This window comes from Falsirhodobacter deserti, assembly GCF_004015795.1.
GTDB classification, from domain to species: domain Bacteria; phylum Pseudomonadota; class Alphaproteobacteria; order Rhodobacterales; family Rhodobacteraceae; genus Falsirhodobacter; species Falsirhodobacter deserti.
Genome location: NZ_ML137218.1, coordinates 1,835,279 through 1,856,291, shown reverse-complemented (window position 1 = coordinate 1,856,291; position 21,013 = coordinate 1,835,279). Strand labels below are relative to the sequence as shown.

Annotated in this window: 22 protein-coding genes; 14 read left to right on the top strand and 8 right to left on the bottom strand. The window is 65.3% G+C overall.

Annotated elements, in window-relative coordinates:
- Positions 1 to 293 precede the first annotated feature (293 nt).
- The 4 genes from uvrC (at position 294) to JX25_RS09400 (ending at position 3,580) form a co-directional block, all read left to right on the top strand.
- A complete protein-coding gene (gene uvrC / locus JX25_RS09415; RefSeq protein ID WP_128254748.1) occupies positions 294 to 2,159 on the top strand; it encodes an excinuclease ABC subunit UvrC in 1,866 nt (621 codons plus the stop codon).
- A 76-nt stretch (positions 2,160 to 2,235) separates the two neighbouring features.
- The gene (pgsA, locus tag JX25_RS09410; RefSeq protein WP_128254747.1) at positions 2,236 to 2,901 is read left to right on the top strand and encodes a CDP-diacylglycerol--glycerol-3-phosphate 3-phosphatidyltransferase; all 666 of its coding nucleotides are present in this window, start codon (positions 2,236 to 2,238) and stop codon (positions 2,899 to 2,901) included.
- Positions 2,898 to 3,146, top strand: coding sequence for a molybdopterin converting factor subunit 1 (moaD, locus tag JX25_RS09405; RefSeq protein ID WP_128254746.1), 249 nt, complete (start codon positions 2,898 to 2,900; stop codon positions 3,144 to 3,146). The genes pgsA and moaD overlap by 4 nt, the downstream gene beginning before the upstream one ends.
- A complete protein-coding gene (locus JX25_RS09400) occupies positions 3,146 to 3,580 on the top strand; it encodes a molybdenum cofactor biosynthesis protein MoaE (protein ID WP_128255236.1) in 435 nt (144 codons plus the stop codon). Before moaD ends, JX25_RS09400 begins: the two co-directional genes overlap by 1 nt.
- Here JX25_RS09400 and JX25_RS09395 read toward each other — a convergent pair whose 3' ends face one another.
- Genes JX25_RS09395 through JX25_RS09385 form a run of 3 tightly spaced genes read right to left on the bottom strand, consistent with a single transcriptional unit; the run spans position 3,581 to position 5,615 of the window.
- Positions 3,581 to 4,558 carry a P1 family peptidase gene (locus tag JX25_RS09395; protein ID WP_128254745.1) on the bottom strand — a complete coding sequence of 326 codons (978 nt, stop codon included), beginning with the start codon at positions 4,556 to 4,558 and terminating at the stop codon, positions 3,581 to 3,583.
- A complete protein-coding gene (locus JX25_RS09390) occupies positions 4,555 to 5,262 on the bottom strand; it encodes an LrgB family protein (RefSeq protein ID WP_128254744.1) in 708 nt (235 codons plus the stop codon). Before JX25_RS09390 ends, JX25_RS09395 begins: the two co-directional genes overlap by 4 nt.
- Positions 5,259 to 5,615 carry a CidA/LrgA family protein gene (locus JX25_RS09385; RefSeq protein ID WP_128254743.1) on the bottom strand — a complete coding sequence of 119 codons (357 nt, stop codon included), beginning with the start codon at positions 5,613 to 5,615 and terminating at the stop codon, positions 5,259 to 5,261. The genes JX25_RS09390 and JX25_RS09385 overlap by 4 nt, the downstream gene beginning before the upstream one ends.
- Before the next feature lie 113 nt (positions 5,616 to 5,728).
- Here JX25_RS09385 and smc point away from each other — a divergent pair, with 113 nt between their 5' ends.
- A complete protein-coding gene (gene smc, locus JX25_RS09380) occupies positions 5,729 to 9,172 on the top strand; it encodes a chromosome segregation protein SMC (RefSeq protein ID WP_128254742.1) in 3,444 nt (1,147 codons plus the stop codon).
- Here the strand turns inward: smc and JX25_RS09375 are convergent.
- Together JX25_RS09375 and JX25_RS09370 are read right to left on the bottom strand one after the other, a co-directional pair.
- Entirely contained in the window at positions 9,169 to 9,702 is a 534-nt protein-coding gene (locus JX25_RS09375; RefSeq protein WP_128254741.1) for an MOSC domain-containing protein, read from the bottom strand. The genes smc and JX25_RS09375 overlap by 4 nt on opposite strands.
- Positions 9,699 to 10,565 (bottom strand): glycosyltransferase family 2 protein, encoded by an 867-nt coding sequence (locus JX25_RS09370; protein WP_128254740.1) that lies wholly within the window; start codon positions 10,563 to 10,565, stop codon positions 9,699 to 9,701. Before JX25_RS09370 ends, JX25_RS09375 begins: the two co-directional genes overlap by 4 nt.
- Before the next feature lie 75 nt (positions 10,566 to 10,640).
- Between JX25_RS09370 and JX25_RS09365 the strand changes: the two genes are divergently transcribed.
- Positions 10,641 to 10,988 carry a hypothetical protein gene (locus JX25_RS09365; RefSeq protein WP_128254739.1) on the top strand — a complete coding sequence of 116 codons (348 nt, stop codon included), beginning with the start codon at positions 10,641 to 10,643 and terminating at the stop codon, positions 10,986 to 10,988.
- Here JX25_RS09365 and JX25_RS09360 read toward each other — a convergent pair whose 3' ends face one another.
- Positions 10,989 to 12,161 (bottom strand): MalY/PatB family protein, encoded by a 1,173-nt coding sequence (locus JX25_RS09360; RefSeq protein ID WP_128254738.1) that lies wholly within the window; start codon positions 12,159 to 12,161, stop codon positions 10,989 to 10,991. It abuts the gene before it with no gap.
- Between the two features lie 88 nt (positions 12,162 to 12,249).
- Here JX25_RS09360 and def (JX25_RS09355) point away from each other — a divergent pair, with 88 nt between their 5' ends.
- From def (JX25_RS09355) to JX25_RS09340, 4 genes are all read left to right on the top strand, one after another.
- The gene (def, locus tag JX25_RS09355; protein ID WP_128254737.1) at positions 12,250 to 12,774 is read left to right on the top strand and encodes a peptide deformylase; all 525 of its coding nucleotides are present in this window, start codon (positions 12,250 to 12,252) and stop codon (positions 12,772 to 12,774) included.
- Positions 12,771 to 13,268, top strand: a complete 498-nt coding sequence (gene def, locus JX25_RS09350; protein WP_128254736.1) for a peptide deformylase — start codon at positions 12,771 to 12,773, stop codon at positions 13,266 to 13,268. Before def (JX25_RS09355) ends, def (JX25_RS09350) begins: the two co-directional genes overlap by 4 nt.
- Positions 13,269 to 13,284: 16 nt before the next feature.
- Entirely contained in the window at positions 13,285 to 14,175 is an 891-nt protein-coding gene (gene fmt / locus JX25_RS09345) for a methionyl-tRNA formyltransferase (RefSeq protein ID WP_128254735.1), read from the top strand.
- Positions 14,176 to 14,278: 103 nt separating this feature from the next.
- A complete protein-coding gene (locus tag JX25_RS09340) occupies positions 14,279 to 15,553 on the top strand; it encodes an Nramp family divalent metal transporter (RefSeq protein ID WP_128254734.1) in 1,275 nt (424 codons plus the stop codon).
- A gap of 15 nt (positions 15,554 to 15,568) precedes the next feature.
- On the opposite strand, the gene rnhA is transcribed toward JX25_RS09340, so the two are convergent.
- Both rnhA and ispH read right to left on the bottom strand, forming a co-directional pair.
- The gene (gene rnhA, locus JX25_RS09335; protein ID WP_128254733.1) at positions 15,569 to 16,033 is read right to left on the bottom strand and encodes a ribonuclease HI; all 465 of its coding nucleotides are present in this window, start codon (positions 16,031 to 16,033) and stop codon (positions 15,569 to 15,571) included.
- Between the two features lie 196 nt (positions 16,034 to 16,229).
- Entirely contained in the window at positions 16,230 to 17,192 is a 963-nt protein-coding gene (gene ispH, locus JX25_RS09330; RefSeq protein ID WP_128254732.1) for a 4-hydroxy-3-methylbut-2-enyl diphosphate reductase, read from the bottom strand.
- Between ispH and folK the strand changes: the two genes are divergently transcribed.
- The 4 genes from folK to JX25_RS09310 are packed head-to-tail and all read left to right on the top strand — an operon-like array spanning position 17,191 to position 20,978.
- Positions 17,191 to 17,823: a 2-amino-4-hydroxy-6-hydroxymethyldihydropteridine diphosphokinase gene (folK, locus tag JX25_RS09325; RefSeq protein WP_241557894.1), complete on the top strand. Its 633-nt coding sequence runs from the start codon at positions 17,191 to 17,193 to the stop codon at positions 17,821 to 17,823. The genes ispH and folK overlap by 2 nt on opposite strands.
- A gap of 37 nt (positions 17,824 to 17,860) precedes the next feature.
- Positions 17,861 to 18,214 carry a DNA-directed RNA polymerase subunit omega gene (gene rpoZ / locus JX25_RS09320; protein ID WP_128254731.1) on the top strand — a complete coding sequence of 118 codons (354 nt, stop codon included), beginning with the start codon at positions 17,861 to 17,863 and terminating at the stop codon, positions 18,212 to 18,214.
- Between the two features lie 15 nt (positions 18,215 to 18,229).
- On the top strand, positions 18,230 to 20,344 hold the full coding sequence (locus JX25_RS09315) for a RelA/SpoT family protein (RefSeq protein WP_128254730.1): 2,115 nt from the start codon (positions 18,230 to 18,232) through the stop codon (positions 20,342 to 20,344).
- A gap of 13 nt (positions 20,345 to 20,357) precedes the next feature.
- A complete protein-coding gene (locus JX25_RS09310) occupies positions 20,358 to 20,978 on the top strand; it encodes a DUF2062 domain-containing protein (protein ID WP_128254729.1) in 621 nt (206 codons plus the stop codon).
- Positions 20,979 to 21,013: the final 35 nt, after the last annotated feature.

Sequence of the window (21,013 nt, the reverse complement as noted above, 5' to 3'; positions counted from 1 at the left end):
TTCTGGGCCTGCTGAGGCGCAAACGCTGAACTTGTCCACGCTGTCGTCAGACTGTTACAGGACGCTTGGAACACCAAGAAAAACAGGGGTTTGGGCGCCTGTTCGAAATAAAACCATTCGTTAACAACAACTTGGAAATGTGCTGAAAAAATGTGCAAACCAAGCCCGCGCCTGCAAAACAAGGGGTTTTGGCATCTTCCCGCAGTTTTTGCCCAGACTTGTCCACAGGTTCGGTGGATGCATTCGCTCTTGCAGAGTGGGGGGCACCATCGCAGCCGACCGGGGAATCACTCGTGACCGATACTGCCGCCACCGCACCCACCGGCCACCAGCTCATTCAGGGGTACCTGAAATCGCTTGATGCCTCTCCGGGCGTGTACCGGATGCTGGATGCGCAAAGCCAGGTGCTATACGTGGGCAAGGCCCGGAACCTGCGGGCGCGGGTGTCGAACTATGTCCGCCCGTCGGGCCATTCGGGCCGTATCGCGCGCATGATCCGCGAAACGGCCAGCATGATGTTCCTTACCACGCGCACGGAAACCGAGGCGCTGCTGCTGGAACAGAACCTCATCAAGCAGCTGAAGCCGCGCTATAACGTGCTGCTGCGCGACGACAAAAGTTTTCCCGACATCCTGATTGCCAAGGATCACGCCTTCCCGATGATCCGCAAGCACCGCGGCAAGCGGGGCAAGGATGGCAGCTATTTCGGGCCCTTTGCCAGTGCAGGGGCCGTGAACCGCACGCTGAACCAGTTGCAGCGGGTGTTCCTGCTGCGCACCTGTTCGGACAGTGTATTCGAATCCCGCACGCGCCCCTGCCTGCTGCACCAGATCAAGCGCTGTTCGGCCCCTTGCGTGGGCAAGATCAGCAATGAAGATTACAACGGCCTGATCGCGGATGCAGAGCTGTTTCTGAAGGGCCGCTCCACCCGCGTGCAGGCCGATCTTGCGCGTGACATGGCCAAAGCGTCCGAGGATATGGAGTTCGAACGCGCCGCCGCTTTGCGTGACCGCATCAAGGCGCTGACTCAGGTGCAGTCGGGCCAGAGCATCAACCCCAAGGGCGTGCCCGAAGCCGATGTCATCGCGCTGCACATGGAAGGCGGGCAGGCCTGTGTGCAGGTCTTCTTCATCCGCGCCAACCAAAGCTGGGGCAACCGCGACTTTTATCCCAAAACGGGGGCAGGGGCCGAAGCGCCTGAAATCCTTGAGGCGTTTTTGACGCAGTTCTATGACGGCAAGGAACCGCCACGCATGGTGCTGCTGAACCACGAGGTGGAAAACCTGGATCTGGTGCGTGCCGTCCTGTCGGAGCGCGCGGGCCGAAAGGTGGTGGTTGGCGTGCCGCAGCGCGGAGAGAAGGCCGAGCTGGTGGAGAATGCCGCCCGCAACGCCCGCGAAAGCCTTGCCCGCCGCATGTCCGAAAGCGCCACCCAGGGCCGCCTGCTGGAAGGGCTGGCCGAAGCCTTTGGGCTGGATGGCCCTCCGCAGCGGATCGAGGTCTACGACAACTCCCACATTCAGGGCACGAACGCGGTTGGCGGCATGATCGTCGCGGGGACGGAAGGGTTCATCAAGGGGCAGTATCGCAAGTTCAACATCCGCAGCGCGGCGGGTGCCAACAGCGATGATTTCGGCATGATGCGCGAGGTGCTGACCCGCCGGTTCGAACGCTTGCTGAAGGAAGACCCCGACCGGCAGTCGGGCGCATGGCCCGATCTGCTGCTGATCGACGGCGGCGCGGGGCAGGTCAGCGCCGTGCACGAGGTGATGGCCGGCCTTGGCGTCGACGATATTCCGATGGTCGGGGTGGCCAAGGGCATCGACCGCGACGCCGGCAAGGAGGAATTCCACCGCATCGGCCAGCGGCCCTTCGCGCTTCAGCGCAACGATCCGGTGCTGTATTTCATCCAGCGGATGCGGGACGAGGCGCACCGCTGGGCCATCGGCGCCCACCGCACCAAGCGTGCCAAGGCCGTAAGCGCCACACCGCTGGACGAAATTCCCGGTGTTGGCGCGGCGCGCAAGCGGGCGCTGCTGGCGCATTTCGGATCGGCCAAGGCCGTGGCGCGGGCCGGCTTGCAGGATCTGCAGGCGGTGGAGGGAATTTCGGCGCAGATGGCGCAGAACGTGCATGATTTCTTCCACCCGCAGGGCTGAATTGGGCAGCGTGCCGCATATCTGTTACTGGTCCGCCCTCTTCCCCTTGGGGCGGAAAACGGGATATGCCTGAAATATGAAATGGAACCTGCCCAACACCCTGACTGTCCTTCGCCTGTTGGCCGCACCGGGTGTGGCGCTGATGTTTCTGTATTTCCATCGTCCATGGGCCGACTGGCTGGCCTTGTCGCTGTTCATCGGCGCCGCAGTGACCGACTGGTTCGACGGATATCTGGCCCGGCTGTGGAAACAGGAATCGAACTTCGGGCGGATGATGGACCCGATTGCCGACAAGGCGATGGTCGTCATCGCCCTTTTGATCATCACCGGCTATTCCGGAATGAACCCGTGGCTGATCCTGCCCGCCACCGTCATCCTGTTCCGGGAGGTGTTCGTCAGCGGCCTTCGCGAATTTCTGGGTGCCAACGCCTCGCTTTTGCGCGTGACCAAACTGGCGAAGTGGAAGACGACCGCACAGATGGTCGCGATTTCCGTTCTGTTTCTTGGCACCGGCCTTGAATATCTGGAAGGGATCAACCTTCAGGGTATGACGGCTGCCGAATACGCGCAGGCCGTGACCGACGGGATGGAGCCTGCAATCCGCACGTGCGGGGCCATCGGCTGTGCCACCACCGCAACGCAGATCGGGCTGGCCCTGATCTGGATCGCGGCGGTGCTGACCGCGATCACGGGCATCGATTATTTCGTCAAGGCGCTTCCCTTCCTGAGGGACGAGAAATGATCGACATCCTTTACTTCGCATGGGTGCGCGAACGCATCGGCCTGCCGCGTGAACGGGTGGACACAGAAGCCACCACCGTGGCCGGTCTGGTTGACGAACTGCGCGCCCGCGAAGACCGTTACGCGCTGGCTTTCGCAGATATATCCGCCCTGCGGGTTGCGGTTGATCAGGAACTGGCCGATTTCGACGCGCCCTTGGTCGGCGTGCGCGAGGTGGCCTTCTTCCCGCCGATGACAGGCGGATGATAGGCGTTCGGGTCCAGACGGAAGCCTTCGACGCGGGGGCGGAATTGAACGCCTTTTCCGAAGGGCTGCAGGCGGGCGCTGTTGTTACCTTCTCGGGCCTTGTGCGCGATGCCGGTTCCATGATCGCGATGGAGATCGAGCATTATCCCGGCATGACCGAGCGTGCCATCGCGGCCATTGCCGAGGATGCCGCAGCCCGCTGGTCGCTGGAACGGGTGCTGGTCATCCACCGGCATGGCCGGCTGCAGGTGGGCGCGCCGATCATGATGGTGGCCACAGCCGCCCGCCACCGCGCCGCAGCCTTTCAGGCGGCAGAGTTCCTGATGGACTATCTCAAGTCCCGCGCGCCGTTCTGGAAAAAAGAGATCGGCGCTGATGGGGCAGAGTGGGTGGCGGCGAAGGCCAGCGACGAAGATGCGCTGACCCGCTGGTGATCAGCCAAGCCCGTCCCGCCAGACGGCTTGCAGATCGCCCGGGCGCGGGGTCGCCTCATACACCGCACGCGCAATGGCACGGGACAGGGTGACAGCAGCGGCGTGCCCCAGAAGGAACGTATCCTCGACCGGTTTTTCACCGGTGGCGGCGGCGAAAACCAGATCGCCGTCGAACGGCGTGTGCGACGGCACGATGGCGCGCGCGATGCCGTCCTGCGCCGCCGTTGCCATCCGCTGTGCCTCGGCCTGGGTCAGCGCGGCATCGGTGGCGACGATGGCAACGGTGGTCGCTTCGCCCTGACGCTTGGTGCGCGGCGGTTCATCCTGCCCCACCAGAACCGAGGGCAGCCCGACGGAGCCGAACTCGGCATCCAGTTCCCAGGGCGCGGCCCAGAAGCGGCGGCTCTGCCCCGCAGTGACCGAACCCACGGCATTGACGGCCACCAGCGCGCCAACCGTGACCCCGTTCGACAGCACCGCCGAGGCCGACCCGACCCCGCCTTTCCACCGCGCCGTCATCGCGCCGAAACCCGCACCTGCGGTGCCAAGGGCGAATTCCTCTGCTGCCGCTTCCAAAGCCCTGCGGCCAAAATCACGATAGGGGTTTTCGGTCCAGTTCTTGTCGCCGCCGTTCAGCAGGTCGAACAGGATGGCCCCCGGCACGATCGGCACGCGCGCCTCGCCCACGGCAAAGCCGCGCCCTTGCGCGCGCAGCGCGTCCATCACGCCCGAACACGCGTCCAGCCCGAAGGCAGAGCCGCCCGAAAGAACCAGCGCATCAACCTGTGCCACCAGCTTGTCGGGGGAAAGAAGATCGGTTTCCCGCGTGCCGGGCGCGCCGCCCATGACGGAAACGGCTGCGGTGAAGGGCTTGTCTGCCGTCAGCACAGTCGTTCCGGACCGCAGCGCCTCGTCCTGCGCGTGGCCGACGCGCAGCCCAGCCACGTCGGTGATAAGGTTGTGCCGTCCTTGTTTCATCTGAAAAGTCCCAATGCCCAAGGGGCGATGAAGGCCGTCAGGATGGCGTTCAACCCCATTCCCAGACCGGCAAATGCCCCCGCCACCGGATTGACCTGCAATGCGCGGGCCGTTCCGATGCCATGCGCGGCGACGCCCACCGCAAAGCCGCGCGCCCGCCAGTCACGGATGCGCATCGCGTTCATCAGGGGCGTCACGACGATCGCCCCCGTCATGCCGGTGATCAACACCATGCCGGCCGTCATCGTAGGTATGCCGCCCAGCGTTTCCGCGATGCCGATCGCCACGGGTGCCGTGGCCGATTTCGGCGCGACCGAGGCAAGCGTTTGCGCATCAAGCCCGAACGCCCGACCGATGCCCACAGCCGTTACGGCCGCCGTGGCGGACCCTGCCAGCAGTGCCGCCATCAGCGGCAGAAGCGCCCGGCGCACATGGTGCAGATTGTCGCGGATCGGCAGCGCCAGCGCAACCGTGGCCGGTCCCAGCAGGAAGTGGATGAATTGTGCCCCTTCGAAATAGGTGCCGTAATCGGTGCCCGTTCCCAGCAGCAGCGCCACAAGGATCAGCACCGCGATCAGGACGGGATTGGCCAGCGGATGCCGTCCGCTTGCCCGCGCCATCAGATCGCCGATCCAGAAGGCGGCAACGGTTGCGGCAATCCACATCAGGGACTGGTGGCTCAGCAGGGTCCACATCCCGCTCATTCACTGGCCCTGTTGCCGGTCAGGCGTGCCACGGCCAGAAAGGCGAAGGCCCCGGCCAAAAGGGCGGCGACGGTGGAGCCGACAAGCGTGACCGCCAGTGCCAGACCCTCCGCGCGCAATTGGCCAAGAAATGCGACAACGCCCGCGCCGGCAGGCACGAACAGCAGCGAAAGGTTGGCAAGAAACACGGCGATCACGGGGCGCATCATCGCCTCTGTGCGCGGCGATGTCACCAGCAATCCCAGCATCAGCAGCATGCCGATCACCGGGCCGGGCAGGGGCAGCTGGGAAACGCGTGCCAGAACCTCGCCCGCCAGCTGGCAGCCCAGAAGAAGCAGAAAGGGTGGGATCATGCCATCTCTCCGAATCGTGCCGATCCTAGCGGTGCAGGCCGCAAGGGCAACATCTGCGTGACCTTTGCGCCTGATGCCCATATCAGGGCGCCACTTAACAGCGGAATCATCATTTGCGCTTCACCCGCCTTCGTCTTAACGGCTTCAAAAGCTTCGTGGACCCCACGGATCTGGTGATCCGCGAGGGGCTGACGGGCGTGGTCGGCCCGAATGGCTGCGGCAAGTCCAACCTGCTGGAGGCGCTGCGCTGGGTCATGGGCGAAAACCGCCCCACCGCGATGCGCGGCGCCGGGATGGAGGATGTGATCTTCGCCGGCACCGCCAGCCGCGGGGCGCGCAGCTTTGCCGAAGTCGCGCTCGTGATGGACAATTCCGACCGGCGCGCGCCGCCCGCCTTCAACGATCAGGACCAGATAGAGATCGTGCGCCGCATCACCCGCGATGCAGGTTCTGCCTATAAGGCGAATGCCAAGGATGTGCGGGCGCGCGATGTGCAGATGCTGTTTGCCGATGCTTCCACCGGGGCGCACAGCCCTGCGCTGGTGCGGCAGGGCCAGATTGCCGAGCTGATCAACGCCAAGCCCAAGGCCCGCCGCCGCATACTTGAGGAAGCGGCCGGCATCTCGGGGCTTTACGCCCGCCGCCATGATGCCGAACTGCGCCTTGGCGGGGCCGAGGCAAACCTTGCCCGTGTGGCGGATACGGTGGAAACGCTTTCCTCTCAGCTTGCCGTTCTGGCCCGCCAGGCAAAGCAGGCGCAGAGATACCGCCAGATCGGCGAGGCACTGCGCCGGGCCGAAGGCAGCCTTTTGTGGCGCCGCTGGCGCGAGGCCGATCTGGCACGCCTTGAAACCGAGGGCGCGTTGCGCACCCGCCTTGCCGCCGCCGCCGAGGCCGAGCGTGCCGCCGAAGCCGCCGCAGGTGCCCGCGCCGCTGCCGAGGCCAGCCTTCAGCCGAGGCGGGACGAAGAGGCGATCGCCGCCGCGATCCTTCAGCGCCTTCTGGTGCGCCGCGACACGCTGGCCGATCAGGAGCGGCGGGCGCAGGCCGCCATCCAAACGCTTCGGTCCCGCATCGACCAGCTTGCGCGCGATGCCGACCGTGAATGGACGCTGAACCGGGACGCTTCCGAAACGCTGGAACGGCTGGAGGCGGAGGCCGAGGAATTGGCCGCCCTTGATGAAGGCCAGGACGATGCGCTGGCCGAAGCCGCCGAAGCCGCGCGGGAAGCTGCCGACATCCTTGCCGAGCGGGAGGCCCAGCAGTCCGAACGCACGGAAGATGCCGCCCGCCTTGCTGCCCGCCACCAGTCCGCCCAGCGCCTTTTGTCGGACACGCAAGCAACGCTTGCCCGTGCCGAGGCCGAAGCCGCCCGCGCCACCGACGAGGCCGAGCGTGCCGCCGAAGCGCAAGAGGCCGCCGCCGAAGCCTATGACGCCGCGGAAGAGGTTCTGGCCGAAGCGCGCGAAGCCGCGGAAGCCGCTGCCGAGGCGCTGGTTCTGGCGGAAGACGCCCGCATGCAGGCCCAGTCTGCCGAGGGGGAGGGGCGGGCCGCCCGCTCTGCCGCCGAAAGCGCAGCCGGGGCAGTGCGCGCGGAACTTTCCGCCCTTGCGCGGATGGTGGACCGCGAGGCCGAGGGCGGCGACCCGCTTCTGGACCGCCTTGTCGTGGCCCCGGGATACGAAGCGGCGCTGGGTGCCGCGCTGGGCGACGATCTGCGGGCCGAGGAAACGGAGGGCGTATCGGGCTGGGCCTTGCTTTCAGATCTGGATGCGGACGTGCCCGAAGGTGCAACACCGCTGTCTGATCATGTGACCGCGCCGCACGTTCTGGCGCGGCGGCTGGGGCGCATCGGTGTTGTGGATACAGGGCAGGGCGCGGCCCTCCAAGCACGTCTGCGGCCCGGACAGCGCCTTGTCAGCCTGAAGGGCGACCTGTGGCGCTGGGACGGGTTCCGCGCGGCTGCGGGCGACATGCCCTCGGCCGCGGCGATGCGTTTGCGCCAGATGAACCGGCTGGCAGCCCTTCGGCAGGACCTGGACGAGGCCGAGGCCCGCGCCGCCGAAGCCGTCATGGCACATGAAGCCCTTCGCGTGCGGCTTGCAGATGCCACCCGCGCCGATCAGGCAGCCCGCGATGCCCGCCGCGCCGCCGATCTGCGCCTGACCGAGGCGGGCCGCGCCGCGTCCCGCGCCGAAGCGGAACGGTCGGTTCTGGCGGGCCGGCTGGAAGGCGCGCGCCTTGCCACAGCCCGTCATGGCGACGAGGCGATGGCTGCACGCGCACGTTTGGCCGAGGCGGAGGCCGCCATTGCCGCGCTGCCCGATCTGCATGCCGCCCGCGCTGCGGTGGAGGACGTGCGCACGGCCCTGGAAGCCGCCCGGATCGCGATGCTGACCCGCCGTGCCGCCCATGACGAACTGAAGCGTGAGGGCGAGGCCCGCAAGCGCCGCCGTCAGGACATCACACGCGAGATGGGGATGTGGCGGGGCCGTCTTGATAATGCCGAACGCCGTGCTGCCGAACTGGCCGAACGCCGGGCTGAGGCCGAGGCGGAGCTGGAGGAGGCCCTTGCCGCCCCCGAAGAGATTGCCGCCGCCCGCGATGACCTGACGGAAGAGCTGGAGGCTGCCGAGGCACGGCGCGATGCCGCCCGAACTGCCCTTTCCGCCGCCGAAGAGGCGGCACGCACCGCTCAGGCGGCCGAACGCGATACCGAACGCGCGGCGGGCGAGGCGCGCGAGGCCCGGGCCCGTGCCGAAGCCCTGCGTGATGCCGCCGCTGCCGCGGTGGCCACCGCCGCCGCCCGCATCCACGAGGAAACGGAGCGCGGGCCTGACGATCTGCTTGTTTCCTTGTCCGTCGATCCCGAGGCGATGCCCGATGCTGCCGCACTGGAGGAGGAGGTGCACCGCCTGCGCCGCCAGCGCGACGGCCTTGGCGCAGTGAACCTGCGCGCCGAAGAAGATGCGAAGGCCATCGCCGAGGAGCATGGAACGCTTGCCGCCGAAGCCGCCGATCTGGAGGAGGCGATCAAGCGCCTTCGCGCCGGCATCGCCACGTTGAACCGCGAGGGCCGCGAACGGCTTCTGGCCGCGTTCGAGCAGGTGAACGCCAGCTTCGGCACCCTGTTCACCCACCTGTTCGGCGGCGGCGAGGCAAAGCTGGTGATGGTGGAATCCGACGATCCGCTGGATGCCGGTTTGGAAATCCTGTGCCAGCCGCCGGGCAAGAAGCTGTCGACCCTTTCCCTGCTGTCAGGGGGGGAGCAGACGCTGACGGCGATGGCGCTGATCTTCGCTGTGTTCCTTGCCAACCCCGCGCCGATCTGTGTGCTGGACGAGGTGGACGCGCCGCTGGACGATGCCAACGTCACCCGGTTCTGCGACCTGCTGGACGAAATGACCCGCCGCACCGATACGCGCTTTCTGATCATCACCCACCACGCGGTGACCATGGCGCGGATGGACCGCCTGTTCGGCGTGACGATGGTGGAACAGGGTGTCAGCCAGCTTGTCAGCGTGGACCTGAAGCGCGCCGAGGAGATGGTCGGTTAAAGCTTGGTGATCCGGTCACCGACCCACACCTCTCCGTCCTGCTCCACCGAACACAGGATGCCGCGCAGGCGCAGTTCGGGCTGCGCCACGATCCAGTTCTTCGCATCGGCGCCATAGCGGACCTTCCACTTCACGCAGCCATCGTTGAACACGTCCGACACGCGGATCACGGCAGTGCCCACGCGCAGCAGCGTGCCGACCGGCAGGTTCGCCTCTGACATGTCCATGTCGGCGATGACCGGATCGCCCGGATGCGGCTGCGTCCGGTCCCGCCAGACCAGATCCAGCACGCGCTGCGGCAGGACGGAAACCTGGATCGCGGGATGGGGGCTTCCATCGGGCAGGCGCAGCCAGGGGCGGGTCAGCCATCGGTCCCCCGGCACGCCTTCTGCCCGAGTCAGGCGCAGGGCATCGGGAAAGATGCGTTCCCCCACGGCAGGGCGGAAGCAGAGGCCGGTCACCGGCGCATCATCCTTCGGCGCACCCAGCACATGCGGCAGGCCGGTCACAAGATCTTCCATCGCCATCATGTCCGTGCGTTCCCCTTCCGGCCCAGGTTCAGGTCAGCCTCGATCAGAAGCCCCTGTGCGGCGAGTTTCGCCCGCATTTGGGGATCGGGCGACATCACGTGGTCATAGAAGGCGGCGATTTCTTCGGTCGTCGCCTCGGTCAGGAAGGCATTGAGGGCGGCGTTGTTGCGATAGGCCCCTCGCTCCAGCCGGAAGGGCAGCCGGTCCAGCCATGCGGTGCGATCCTCGGCATGGAAATGCAGAAGGGGCAGGTCGTCGGTGAAGCCGATCCCCTCGATCCGGTTGCCGTTCAGGAACCCGCCATGCAGCCGCGGTTCCAGCCCCGAAATGCCGGTTCGGAAGATGGCCTTGCCCACCGCATGGCCCAGTGCGCCCGAGGCCATCACCTCGGAGTAATCGCCGAAGGCCATCACGCGCTGGGCCAAGGGCTTCAGGGGCGCGCGGAACTGGCGTGCGGCGAAGATGCCTTGCGGCAGGTCAGGATCGTGCAGCGCTTCCCACGGGCGCATGCGCACCATGATCGTTTCGGCCTGCGCCAGAACATCGGAAACAGGGCGGCGGGGCAGCATGAATTCATCAACGTCCAGATGGGCGATCCATGGCAGCGGGGCGGCGTCGTAAAGCCGGCGCATGTTGCGCGACTGGCGGTTCTGGTGACGCTCGGGGCGCCGCGGGCCCCACCATGCGGCATCGCAGCGGATCACATTGACGCGATCGATGCCCGCCAGCGCCTCGGCGGCGCTGTCATCGGGATCGTCCAGATGCAGCCAGATCTGCGAAACCCCAAGTTCAAGGTGATGGGCCAGAAAGGCCCGCAGCTTTTCCACGGGCGCGGCGGCCGTCGTGCAGATGCCCCAGTCCATCGCGTCTTCCCCTTCGACTCACTTGAAATTTCGCCGTTTCGGACCACACTTCTATTGTGACCATGGGAGGCTGTCATGCTGGAATATCTGCCCGACCATCTGCGTGAGGATCTTCGCCAAGCTGCGAAGAAACGACGTCGCGGCTCGCGCCTGCATATCCAGCTTGGTGATGTGATCTATCCGCTGCAACGCCTGTGGGCCACGGGCCTTGCCATCGAGGCGGGCCGCCTGACCCATCTGCGGGGCCTTGTGGATGTTTATGACGGGCCTCGCCATCTCGGGCACTGCCTGATCGTCGCCTCGGTGCTGGAGGAGGACGAGCTGATCTGCGACTTCAAGTATTTCCAGACGGTCGCGGATCGCCCGCCCGTCGATTTCGAACGGACGGGCGAGGAGATCTCCGGCTATCTGGCCAGCGCCTGATCACTGAAGATCGGCGAATACATCCCGCAGCCGCGCGCAGGCATCCTTGATCATCGCGCGCGGCATCGCGATGTTAAACCGCAGGAAGCTTTCCCCGCCCTTGCCGAAGGCCGCGCCGTGGTTTGTCGCGATGCCGCCCTGCCGTTCCACCCGGGTAATGATTTCGTCCATCGTCATACCGGTGCCGGAGGTATCGACCCACGCCAGATAGGTCGCCTCCAGCGGCATGGAGCGGAGGCCCGGAATGGTATCGACGGTTTCATCGAAGATCCGGCGGTTTTCGTCCAGATAGCGCATCAGGCTGTCCACCCATTCCGCCCCTTCGGGGGAATAGGCGGCCGTCGCCATCCGGACCCCAAAGGTGTTGGGCGACATGCCCAGCGCTGCCATCCGCGCGGCGAAGCGTTCGCGCAGGGCGGCATTCTGGATGATGACGTTGCCGGTATGCCCGCCCGCGATGTTGAACGTCTTGGTGGTGGCCGTCATCATCACCAGACGATCCGCGATTCCCGGCTCTGCCACCGCCATGGGGATGTGGCGCTGGCCGGCAAAGACCAGATCGTGGTGGATCTCGTCCGAGATCAGGATCAGGTCGTGCCGGCGGCAGAACTCGGCCACGCCGCGCAGCTCGTCCGCCGTCCAGACCCGCCCGCCGGGATTGTGCGGCGAGCACAGGATCAGCATCTTTTCGCGCCCTGTCATCCGGGCATCCCATGCCGTGAAGTCCATCACGTACCGGCCGTCTTCCTGCGCCAGCGGGCAGGAGACAACCTCGCGCCCGGCTGCCGCGATGATGCGGGCAAAGGCGTGATAGACAGGCGTCATCAGCACCACGCCATCGCCCGGCTGCGTGAAGGCGTCGATGCAGATCCCGGTGCCGTTGACCAGCCCGTGGGTTGTGAAGATCGCCTCCGGCTCCACCTCCCACCCGTGGCGGGTACGCATCCACCATCCGATGGCGTCCAGATAGGCTCGGTCGTCCCCGAAATAGCCGTACACGCCGTGGGCGGCCATCTCCTCCACCACCTTCTGCACGCAGGCGGGCGGGCGGAAATCCATGTCGGCCACCCACATGGCCAATCCCCGGCCCTTGGGCACGTCGTAAAGGGCCTCCATCAAGTCCCATTTCGCGGAATGGGTGCCGATCCGGTCGATCTGTTCGTCAAAGTTCATCGGGGCCTCCTTTTCGCGGGCAGGCTATCCCCTCGGAAGGGCAAGGGGAAGGATTGCGAAGGCATCCGGCTTGTCCTAAATCACGTGCATGATACGCCCCATCCTGATCCATCCCGATCCGCGCCTGAAAAAGGTCTGCACGCCCGTCGAGGCTGTCACGGACGAAATCCGCGACCTTGCCCGCGACATGCTGGAGACGATGTACGCCGCCCCCGGCGTGGGTCTTGCCGGCCCGCAGATCGGGGTGACAAAGCGCATCATCACCATGGATTGTTCGAAAGAACCGGAGGCGGAGCCGCAGCCGATGGTCCTGATCAACCCCGAGATCGTCTGGGCCTCGGAGGATTTGGGCAGCTATGAAGAAGGTTGCCTGTCCATCCCCGACCAGTATGCCGAAGTGCAGCGCCCCGCGCGCGTGCGCGTGCGCTGGACCGATCTTGAAGGTGCCGCGCAAGAGCAGGAGTTCGAGGACCTTTGGGCCACCTGCGTGCAGCACGAGATCGACCACCTGGATGGTAAGCTGTTCATCGACTATCTGGGCCCCCTGAAGCGCCAGATGATCACGCGGAAGATGGAAAAACTGAAGCGCGAACGCACGCGCGAACAGGCATGATCCGCCCGTTCATCCCGTGGCCCGACCAGCGCCTGCGCACCCCTGCGCAGCCGGTCGGAGCGATCACGGACGATATCCGAGCCATCTGGGCCGACATGGTTGAAACCATGGATGCGATGCCCGGCTATGGTCTTGCCGGCCCGCAGATCGGGGTGATGCTGCGCTTGGCCGTGGTGGATTGTTCCGACACGCGCGGCAAAGCGGTGCTGCTGGCCAATCCCGAGGTTCTTCACGCTTCCGTCCAGCCGCGCGAGCATGAGGAGGCGAGCCCCAACCTGCCCGGTGTGCACGCCGCCGTCACGCGCCCCCGCGCAGTGACCGTGCGCTTCCTGAACGCAGAGGGGCAGATGGAGGATCGCGATTTCGTCGGCCTCTGGGCGACCTCGGTGCAGCACCAGATCGACCATCTGAACGGCAAGATGTATTTCGACCGTCTTTCGCCGCTGAAACGCAAGATGCTGATCGCCCGCGCGCAGAAGATCGCCCGCCGCTGATCTCGAAGGGAACGCGATGAAAATCATCTTCATGGGAACGCCCGATTTCTCGGTTCCGGCGCTTGAGGCGCTGCACCGGGCGCATGAAGTAGTTTGCGTCTACACCCAGCCGCCGCGCCCCGCAGGCCGTGGAAAGAAGGACCGGCCCACCCCCGTTCATGCCCGCGCCTTGGAACTGGGCCTGCCGGTGCGCCATCCAGAACGCCTGAAGGCGCCCGAAGATCAGGCCGCCTTTGCCGATCTGGGCGCGGATGTCGCGGTTGTGGTCGCCTATGGCCTGATCCTGCCGCAGCCGGTTCTGGATGCGCCGCGGCTGGGCTGCCTGAACATCCACGCCTCGCTTCTGCCGCGCTGGCGCGGGGCGGCGCCGGTCCATCGTGCCATCCTTGCCGGCGATACGGAAACCGGCATCTGCATCATGCAGATGGAAGCGGGGCTGGACACGGGTCCCGTCATCCTGCGCGAGGCGACGCCGATCACGGCAGAAGATACGACAGCCTCCCTGCATGACCGGCTGTCGAGGATGGGCGCGGGAGCCGTGTTGCGGGCGCTGGAAGGCAATTTTGCTGCCACGCCCCAGCCCGAAGACGGCGTGACCTATGCAGCCAAGATCGACAAGGCGGAAGCCCGCATCGACTGGAAGCGTCCGGCTGCCGACGTGGACCGGCAGATCCGCGCCCTTTCCCCTTTCCCCGGTGCATGGTGCATGGCCGGCGAAGAACGCCTGAAGCTGCTTCACAGCCGCGTCGTCACCGGCGAGGGGGCGCCCGGTGAAGTGCTTGGCCCGCTGACCGTGGCCTGCGGAAACGGTGCCGTGCAGATCACCATGGCCCAGCGCGAGGGCAGGCGTGCCGTTCCGGCCGAGGAGCTGCTGCGCGGCGTTGACCTGCCAAAACGGCTGGACTGATCCCTTTTCCACCCGCTAACACGGGGGCGTGAGGGCGCGTCAAAGCGCTGGGACGGGGTGCGCCATCCTTCGCAGGTGGCCGCCCCTGAAACTGGGGGACATCATGACAGAAACAACGACGCCGGTGGCGTATGACGCCGGCGACCCGCCAACCAGCGGAAAGTGGAAGCTGATCGGACCGGGGATCGTGGCCGCGGCAACCGGCGTGGGGTCGGGCGATCTGGTGGCAACGCTGATCGCGGGTTCCCTTTTCGGCTATGCCCTGCTTTGGGCTGCGGTGGTCGGCTGCATCGTGAAGATCGCGCTGGCCGAAGGGTCGGCCCGTTATCATCTGGCCACGGGCACGACGATGCTGGACGGCTGGAAATCGCTGGGTCGCTGGACCAGCTGGTATTTCGGCCTCTACATCATGATCTGGGGCTTCGTTTACGGCGCCACGGCCATGAGCGCGACGGCCCTGCCGCTGGCGGCGCTGTTCCCCTTCATGCCGCTTTGGGCTTGGGCAATGCTTTCAGGCCTTCTGGGCTGTGCCTTCGTCTGGGCCAACCAGTACCATTTCTTCGAAAACGTGATGAAGGTGTTCATCGGCACGATGTTCTTGATCGTGGTCGGCATCGCCATCCTTGTGACGCCCGATCTCAAAGGTATCGGAACGGGCCTGATCCCGACGCTTCCCGAAGGCTCCATCATCTATACACTTGGCCTGATCGGCGGCGTGGGCGGCACGATCACCATGGCGGCCTATGGCTATTGGGTGAACGCCAAGGGCTGGCGCACGCCGAAATGGATGGGGATCATGCGGCTGGACAACCGCGTGGCCTATGTCATGACGGGCATTTTCGTCATCGCCATGCTGATCATCGGGGCAGAGCTTCTGCATTCGGCGCAGATTGCGCTGACAAAGGGCGATCGCGGCCTGCTGGACCTTGACGAGGTTCTGCGCGAGCGGTTCGGTCCGGTGGTGTCGGTCCTGTTCCTGCTGGGCTTCTGGGCGTCGGCCTTTTCGTCCATCCTTGGGGTGTGGCACGGGGTTTCGCTGCTGTTCGCCGATTTCTGGCGCAACCATGTGCAGGGCAAGGTGGCCGACACGCGCGAGGGGTTGGACAAGACGCCGGCCTTCAAGTTCTATCTGTTCTGGCTGACCATCCCCCCGATGGTCCTGCTGGCGCTCGGCCGTCCGCTGGCGCTGGTCGTGCTTTACGGCGCACTTGGGGCGTTCTTCATGCCGTTCCTTGCGCTGACGCTGATCTGGCTTCTGAACTCCAGCCGGATGCCGAAGGAATGGCGCAGCGGCTGGGTGTCGAACGGGTTGTTGGGCATTGCTGCGGCGCTGTTCATCGTGCTGTGCCTGAACGAGCTTTGGAACCTGCTGACATAAACGGCAAAGCCCGCCTCAAGAAGCGGGCTTTTTCTTGAAGGGTGCCATGCCGGCCCGCGCCAGTTCGTCCGCGCGTTCATTTTCGGCATGGCCCGCATGGCCCTTGATCCACCGCCATTCGACCTGATGCTGCGCCTGCGCCGCATCCAGCCGTTGCCAAAGATCGGCATTCTTCACCGGCTTGCGATCGGCAGTTTTCCAGCCGTTGCGCTTCCATCCGTGAATCCAGCCGGTCACACCGTTCTTCACATACGCGGAGTCGGTCACGACGATGAGCGTGGAAGGCCGCGTCAGCGCTTCCAGCGCCGAGATGGCTGCAAGAAGCTCCATCCGGTTGTTGGTGGTCAGCTCTTCGCCGCCCTGAAGTGTGCGTTCTTTCAGGACGGTGTCACCGTCCTTGGCCAGCATAAGAACGCCCCAGCCGCCCGGGCCGGGATTTCCGCTGCACGCGCCATCGGTATAGGCATAAAGGTCAGGCATGGAAGGCGGGCTATCGCAAGCCGTCCCGCCGCGCAAGCGCTCAGCGGCGGCGCTTGTCTGCCGTGACGCGAACGCGGGCCGGTTCGCGACGCATCGCGAGGGCAAATCCGGCCAGTGCCGTCATCGTGGCGATCAGAGCAATCATCTGCAAAAACTCCTCCGGTTGCAGGCACCGTTCCACCGCAGGCCGCGAATGTCAAATGGAGTGTTGGAGAGGTTCCCGCAAGACCCGCGGCACCTTGAATTCCACGCGTTCCTGCGCTGTTTCCACCAGTTCCACCGTCGTGTCGAAGCGGGCGCGGAAGGCGTCGATCACCTCGTTCACCAGAACTTCGGGGGCAGAGGCGCCCGCCGTGATGCCGACGCTGCGAATCCCTTCAAGGGCGCGCCAGTCGATATCGGTCGCCCGCTGCACCAGCTGCGCATAGGCGCAGCCTGCCGCCTTGCCCACTTCCACCAGCCGCTTGGAATTGGAGGAGTTCGGGGCGCCGATTACCAGCAGCGCGTCGATCCTGCCCGCGATGGCCTTGACCGACATCTGCCGGTTCGTCGTGGCATAGCAGATGTCTTCCTTGTGCGGGCCGACAATGGCCGGGAACCGCGCGCGAAGCGCCTCCACGATGGCAACGGTGTCATCGACCGAAAGCGTGGTTTGCGTGATGAAGGCAAGACGCTCGGGATCGCGCACCTCCAGCATTGCGACATCCTCGGGCACTTCGACCAGCAGAACCTCGCCCTCGGGCAGCTGGCCCATGGTGCCGATGGTTTCGGGGTGGCCGGCATGGCCGATCATGACCATCTGCAACCCGTCCTGGTGGTGACGTTCCGCCTCGATATGCACCTTCGACACGAGCGGGCAGGTGGCATCGACGTAAACCATCTCGCGGCGGGCAGCTTCGGCCGGAACGGCCTTGGGCACGCCATGCGCGGAAAAGATCACGGGACGGTCGCCGGGAACCTCGTCCAACTCCTCCACGAAGACGGCGCCCTTATCGCGAAGATTGTCCACGACGAACTTGTTGTGCACGATTTCGTGCCGGACATAAACGGGCGCGCCCCATTTCTGCAGCGCCATTTCAACGATCTTGATTGCGCGGTCCACACCGGCGCAAAAGCCGCGCGGCGCGGCGAGATACAGCATCAGGGGGGGCAGGGACATGCGGCTTGCCTTCTTCGACGTCGTGACAGAGGTAATGGGCGGGGGCGTCCGGGTCCACCCCCCGGAGGGCAAGATGCACGGCTATGTGGCACTGGGCGGCAATCGACCGCATGACGGGCACCCGCCCGAGGCGCTTTTGCGCGCAGCGCTGGATGCGTTCGGGGATGAGGGAATCACCCTTGGCGCGATCAGCCCCTTTTACCGCACCCCGGCCTTTCCCGCAGGTTCCGGTCCCGACTACGTGAACGCGGTGGCGGCGGTGGAATGGAGCGGCGATGCAGACGCGCTTCTGGCGGCGCTGCACCGGATCGAGGCGGGGGCGGGGCGCGAACGCGTGATCCGCTGGGGCGCGCGGACGCTGGATCTGGATCTGCTGGCACTGGGTGATCTGGTTCTGCCCGATGCAGGCCATTGGCAACGCTGGCACGATCTGCCACCCGGCCGCCAGCAGACGGAAGTGCCGGACCGGCTGATCCTGCCGCACCCGCGGCTTCAGGACCGCAGCTTCGTGCTGGTGCCATGGGCCGACATCGCGCCCGATTGGCGCCATCCCGTTCTGGATCGGACGGTGGCGCAACTTCTGGCGGGTCTTCCGGATGCGCACCTTGTCAAGAGGCTCGGTTTCACCTAAGTAGGCCCTTCCATGCCCCCTTCAGACGGAGAGACCGATGGCCCGCGTGACGGTCGAAGATTGCGTTGACAAGGTTCCGAACCGTTTCGAGCTTGTGATGCTTGCCGCCCATCGTGCGCGCGAGATCGCGACAGGCTCGCCGCTCACGGTTGATCGGGACAACGACAAGAACCCCGTCGTGTCGCTGCGCGAGATCGCCGAGGAAACGCAGCCGGCGGACCTGCTGCGCGAACGGATGATCGAAAGCCACCAGACCCAGATCGAGGTGGACGAACCCGAGGAAGACCAGATGGCCTCCCTCTTGGGTGGTGAAGCCGACCGTCCGGCCCAGGATGACATGTCCGAGGAAAAACTGCTGCGCGCCCTTATGGAAGCGCAGGGCCAGAACTGATCGGATGCGGCAGGGATGATCGACCTTGACGACCTGATCGCCCTTGTCCGCAATTACAATCCGCATACCAATACGGACCTGATCGCGCGCGCCTATGATTATGGCGCGCGTATGCATGACGGGCAGATGCGCCAATCGGGCGAGCCCTATTTCACGCATCCCGTCGCTGTTGCCGCCATCCTGACCGAACAGCATCTTGATGATGCGACCATCGTCACGGCGCTGCTGCACGATACGATCGAAGATACCAAATCCACCTTCGGCGAGATCGAGCGGCTCTTCTCCACCGAGATCGCGGAGCTGGTGGATGGCGTCACCAAGCTGACGAATCTGGAACTTTCCTCGGCGCAGTCCAAGCAGGCGGACAACTTCCGCAAGCTGTTCATGGCAATGTCCAAGGATTTGCGCGTGATCCTTGTGAAGCTGGCCGACCGTTTGCACAACATGCGCACGATCCGGTCGATGCGCCCGGAAAAGCAGGCGCAGAAAGCCCGCGAAACGATGGAGATCTTCGCTCCGCTGGCAGGCCGCATGGGCATGCAGTGGATGCGCGAGGAGCTGGAGGATCTGGCCTTCCGCGTTCTTAATCCCGAAGCGCGCAAATCCATCATCCGCCGCTTCATCACGCTTCAGCGCGAAACCGGCGATCTGGTGCACTCCATCACCGCCGACATCCGCACCGAGATGGACAAGATGGGGATCGACGCCGCCGTGTATGGCCGTGCGAAGAAACCCTACTCGATCTGGCGCAAGATGCAGGAAAAGGACCTCGCCTTTTCCCGGCTGTCTGACATCTATGGCTTCCGCGTCATCTGCGAGGATGAGGCCGACTGCTATCGCATCCTTGGCGTGATCCATCACCGCTGGAAGGCGGTTCCGGGGCGTTTCAAGGATTACATCAGCCAGCCCAAGCAGAACGGCTACCGTTCCATCCATACCACGGTGCAGGGCCGCGACGGCAAGCGGGTGGAGGTGCAGATCCGCACCCGCCAGATGCACGAGGTGGCCGAGGCCGGCGTTGCTGCCCACTGGGCCTATCGCGAAGGGCAGCGCGTCAAGAACCCCTTCGCGGTCGATCCCGCGAAATGGATCGCAAGCCTGACCGAACGGCTGGATGACGAAGACCACGTTGCCTTCATGGAAACCGTGAAGCTGGAGATGTACACCGATCAGGTGTTCTGCTTCACGCCGAAGGGCGATGTGATCCAGTTGCCGAAAGGCGCGACGCCGCTGGATTTCGCCTTCGCCATCCATACCCGCATCGGCAATTCCTGCGTTTCGGCCAAGGTGGATGGCATTCGCGTCCCGCTTTGGACCCGCTTGCGGAACGGCCAGTCCGTGGAAATCATCACCGCCGAGGCGCAGCGCCCGCAGGCAAGCTGGATCGACATCGTGACCACGGGCCGTGCCAAGGCCGCGATCCGCCGCGCCCTGCGCGAGGACGACCGCAGCCGCTTTGTCCGACTGGGGCAGGAACTTGCCCGCGCCGCCTTTGATCAGGTGTCGCGCAAGATGACCGATAAGGCGCTGCGCACGGCGGCCAAGATGCTGGCCGTGCCCGACGAGGTGGAGCTTCTGGCCCGCATCGGCTCGGCCGAGCTTGCCGCACGCCGCGTGATCGAGGTGCTGTATCCCGAAGTGGCGCAGGGCCATGCTGATGAGGTGACGCAGCGCCCCGTTGTCGGCCTGCCGTCCGACCAGACCTTCCGCCGCGCCCAGTGCTGCCAGCCGCTGCCGGGTGAACGGATCGTCGGCATCACCTATCGCGGGCAGGGCGTGATGATTCACGCCATCGATTGCCCCGCGCTGGAAGAGCTTGAAAGCCAGCCGCAGCGGTGGGTCGATCTGCACTGGCAGCCCGGCCGGCACCCGCCGATCCATAATGTCGGGCTGTGCATGACGATTGCGAACGATGCTGGGGTGCTTGGCCGCATCTGCACCTTGATCGGAGAGCAGAAGGCCAATATCTCCGATCTTGTCATCGAGGATCGCAAGCCCGACTACTACCGTATCCTGATCGAGATCGAAGTACGGGATGTGGAGCACGTGCATCTGGCAATGACCGCGCTTGAAGCCGAGAGCCAGGTGGCCCGCATCGGCCGGGCGCGTGATCTGGGGCGCAAGCCGTGAAGGGATCCTCCTTATGGTGTTCAAAAGGCGCAACCCACGCCGCGCCGGCGAATGGTTGCGTGATCTGATCTATCCGCGGGGCGGTTTCCGCCGTGCGTCGCAATACGTCCTGCACCGGATGCGCCGCTTGCCCGACCAGCCCGAACGGGTGGCGCGGGGATTCGCGGCGGGGGTGTTTATCAGCTTCACCCCGCTTTTCGGGCTGCACTTTCTTGGGGCGGCCGCGATTGCGTGGGCGATCCGCGGCAACATCCTTGCCGCGCTTCTGGGCACGTTCGTCGGTAATCCATTGACGATGCCGTTGATCGCGCTTGTGTCGGTGGGGCTGGGGCAGTGGATCATGGGGGTTCCCCACGCGCTGGACCTGCCCGAGATCGGGCGTGCCTTCGGCCATGCCGGTGGCCAGCTTTGGGCCAACATCACCGCGATCTTCACCGAAGAGGTGATGCACTGGAACCGGCTGGCAGAGTTCTTCCGCGATATTTACCTGCCTTATCTTGTCGGGGGCATTGCGCCGGGCCTCGTGGCGTCGGCGGGCTTCTACTGGCTGACGCTGCCGGTGGTGCGGGCCTATCACCGCCTGCGACTTACACGCGCGGCTGAACGGGCGCGGCGGATGCAGCCCCCCGAATAACTTGCGTGGCAGGTGACCGGCACGTATCCCGAAGG